The sequence below is a fragment of the Empedobacter sp. GD03861 genome (assembly GCF_029840885.1).
GTDB classification, from domain to species: Bacteria; Bacteroidota; Bacteroidia; order Flavobacteriales; family Weeksellaceae; genus Empedobacter; species Empedobacter falsenii_B.
In genome coordinates this window covers 1-3,537 of sequence record NZ_JAOCDJ010000072.1, presented here as the reverse complement: position 1 = coordinate 3,537, position 3,537 = coordinate 1, and the positions used below count along the sequence as shown (strand labels likewise).

General features: G+C 32.8%; 4 protein-coding genes. All 4 read left to right on the top strand.

The genetic code is table 11. The annotated features are described in order from the left end of the window. Positions 1-189: 189 nt before the first annotated feature. Positions 190-597 (top strand): DUF6146 family protein, encoded by a 408-nt coding sequence (locus N5D03_RS14645; protein WP_260509583.1) that lies wholly within the window; start codon positions 190-192, stop codon positions 595-597. Between the two features lie 33 nt (positions 598-630). After that, positions 631-1,029, top strand: coding sequence for a hypothetical protein (locus N5D03_RS14640; RefSeq protein WP_038335837.1), 399 nt, complete (start codon positions 631-633; stop codon positions 1,027-1,029). A gap of 26 nt (positions 1,030-1,055) precedes the next feature. Continuing rightward, on the top strand, positions 1,056-2,156 hold the full coding sequence (prfB, locus tag N5D03_RS14635) for a peptide chain release factor 2 (protein WP_280048939.1): 1,101 nt from the start codon (positions 1,056-1,058) through the stop codon (positions 2,154-2,156). Between the two features lie 20 nt (positions 2,157-2,176). Next, the coding region (gene trkA, locus N5D03_RS14630) for a Trk system potassium transporter TrkA (RefSeq protein WP_280052086.1) at positions 2,177-3,537 on the top strand (1,361 nt) is incomplete at its 3' end.

Sequence of the window (3,537 nt, the reverse complement as noted above, 5' to 3'; positions counted from 1 at the left end):
TAAATTAATAAATTTCATGATGATAATTTTTCAATGTCTCTTAGATATATATATAAATAATATGAAATAAACATTTATATTTCAGAACTACTATTCATGTAATTCTAAATTATTAGAATATAAGTGTAAATGTAGATATAAACACTTAATATCGTTATTTTTCAATATATTTAATCAAATTAAAAAATTATGAAAAAGCTATTTTTATTCTTCAGCGTTTCTCTCCTATTTTTTGCTTGTACAACCAATCAATCCACACAAAATTCAGTTCCGAATAAAGATGAGAATTCATTAAAATTCGAGCCGAATGAAGATGGTGATTATGATATTGTTGTATTTGATCCTCAATATGATATTTATTTAAAAACAACTGCATTACCCAAAGAATATTATTCGAAAGAATATTACGAACAAAAAAATCGCCAATATGTGATGATTTGGAATCAACGACATATGCAACCAATGACATATAATCCTGATTTGTATGCGGTGAGTATAGATTTGGATCCTTCTATTGACTATGGTTACGATTTTGAATACAAATTATTTAACTTTTTTCGATTTATTGAACATAAATATCGTGTCAGAATTAGATAATATCGTTTATTTTTGCAAGCTAATTTCAGAAAGATGAACGATTTTTCAATCAAAATATACAATCAAATCATTGAAGCAATTCCAGATTTTACAGGGCTTCACAAAAAAGATACCGAATTATTAGAATTCCATATCGAGAATGAATACAAATCGACTTTTGGTGATCTTTATATTCAGACTTCGGATGATGATAAGATTTGGATCAAATCTTCTTTTCCTTTTACAACTTACGAAGTAGATTCTGTTGAGGAACTTTTGTATATTTTGGAAGGTTTGTTGTTCAACCAATTATTCTGGGTAATTAGTTATGATGATGGTGATTGGGACGATACTTTTTTGATGCTGAAAGACCAAGAAATTAAAACGGAAGACGGTTTTACTTATAAAATTCTTTCTTGGAACGGAAAAGATGATAAAGTGATTAATGCTTAACCTCCTATTTTTATACATTTGCAATTATGTTTAACAACGAATTACTAAAAGACATCCAAAAACGTACACAAGATTTGCACGAATATTTGGAAATCGAACAAAAAGAAATCGAAGTTCAAAATGAAGAAGAGCATGCTGCTTCACCTGAATTTTGGAACAACCCGAAAGAAGCCGAAGCTTTTATGAAAGTTTTGCGTGGTAAAAAGAAATGGATCGATGAATACCAAACGATTGCAAATGCAGTAAATGATGTCGAAGTTTTAGTAGAATTTAACCGCGAAGGTGAAGTTAGTGACGAAGAAGTTATGGAACAATATAATGTTGTTGCCAAGCTTTTAGAAGATATAGAATTCAAGAATATGCTTTCAGAAGAAGGAGATAATCTTGGTGCAATTCTTCAAATTACTGCGGGAGCTGGAGGTACAGAATCTTGTGATTGGGCTTCTATGTTGATGCGTATGTATTTGATGTGGGCCGAAAAACATGGATATAAAGTAAAAGAATTAAACTATCAAGCGGGTGATGTTGCGGGTGTAAAAACGGTAACATTAGAAGTGGATGGCGAGTTTGCTTTCGGTTATCTGAAAGGAGAAAATGGTGTACATCGTTTGGTGCGTATTTCGCCTTTTGATAGTAACGCAAAACGTCACACAAGTTTCGTTTCGGTTTATGTTTCGCCAATTGTAGATGATACAATCGAGATTGAAATCAATCCTGCAGATATCGAATTGCAAACGTCTCGTTCTGGAGGAGCTGGAGGACAAAATGTAAATAAGGTTGAAACAAAAGTTCAGTTAACACACAAACCTACAGGAATTGTGGTTGTTTGTCAGGTTGAACGTTCTCAGTTAGCCAATCGCGAACGTGCAATGGAGATGTTAAAATCTGAATTGTACAAGATTGAGTTAGAGAAAAAAATGGCTGCACGTAATGAGATTGAGGCAAATAAGATGAAAATCGAATGGGGTTCTCAAATTCGTAATTATGTGATGCATCCATACAAATTGGTAAAAGACGTCAGAACAGGAACTGAAACAGGTAATGTAGATGCTGTAATGAACGGTGATATAGACGAATTCTTGAAATCGTTTCTAATGTTAATGGGACAAAAAGAAACGTCAAAATAGTTTTATCCTAAATTTCTTTCATGAAAATATTAATCGGAGGTGCTGGAGAAGTTGGTTTTCATTTGGCTAAATTACTTTCTAATGAAATGAACGACATCGTCATCATGGACATGGACAAGGACAAATTGTTGATGATCGAAAACTCGTTAGATGTAATGGCTTATCGTGGTGATATTACTTCTTTCAAGGCTTTGCGAGAAGTTGGAATTGATGATACAGATATTTTTATATCGGTCACTCATCTTCAAAACACAAACCTTACAAGTGCTTCGATTGCGAAAGATTTAGGGGCAAAACGCACATTAGCTCGAATTTCGAATCCTGAATTTCTTTACAAAGAAAATCAATTTTGGGTTCAAGGAATGGGAATTGATGCATTAATTAGCCCTGAGAAATTAGCGGCTGATGAGATTTATTCTCTTGTTCAACAATCTGCTTTCAATGCGATGCATCCGTTTGCAAATGGTCAACTTTTTATGGTTGGAACTGTTTTGGATGCGGATTGTAAAATTTTGGACAAGCAGTACAAAGACATGTATTTGACGACGAAAGGTGGCGAAGACAATCTTTTGATGCCAATTGCAATAATTCGTAGCAACGAACGTGGCGAGTATCAAACCATTATTCCTGAAGCTGATACTGAATTTAGAATAGACGATCACGTTTATTTTATTGTAAAAAAAGCTGGAATTTTAGAAGTTTATAAAATCCTAGGAAAAAAACAAGAGTATTTCAAAAATGTAATTGTTTTGGGAGGAGGAAGTATTGGTGTCAAAGTTGCCAAACTTTTAAAAGATAACAAGCACAACGTTAAGTTATTAGAAATCAATCGAAACAAAGCTTTTGATTTAGCTGATGATTTAAATAACATTTTGATTATCAATGGTGATGGTCGAGATGGAGAATTGTTATTGGAAGAAGGTATTTCTGATTCAGATGCTTTTATTGCTGTGACAGGAAGTTCGGAAACGAATATTATGTCGTGTCTTTTAGCAAAATCAAAAGGTGTTAAAAAAACAATTGCTTTGGTCGAAAATATCGACTATATTCATCTTAGTCAAGAAGTTGGAATTAACGCTTTTATCAATAAAAAACTCTTAACCGCAGATAGTATTTTCCGTTATATTCGACAAGGTTCTGTGATGGATGTAACAGGAATTTCTGATTTAGATGCTGAAGTTTTAGAATTCCGTATTCACGAAAATTCTGAAATCGCATTCAAAAAAGTAAGCGATTTTCCGTTTAAAGAAGGTGCTATTATTGCTGGAATTGTTCGCAGAAATGATGGATTTATTCCAACAAAAGATTTCATTATCGAACCAAAAGATCACGTCGTTGTTTTTAGTCAAGCGAATTTAATTCCAAAAGTGACCAAATATTT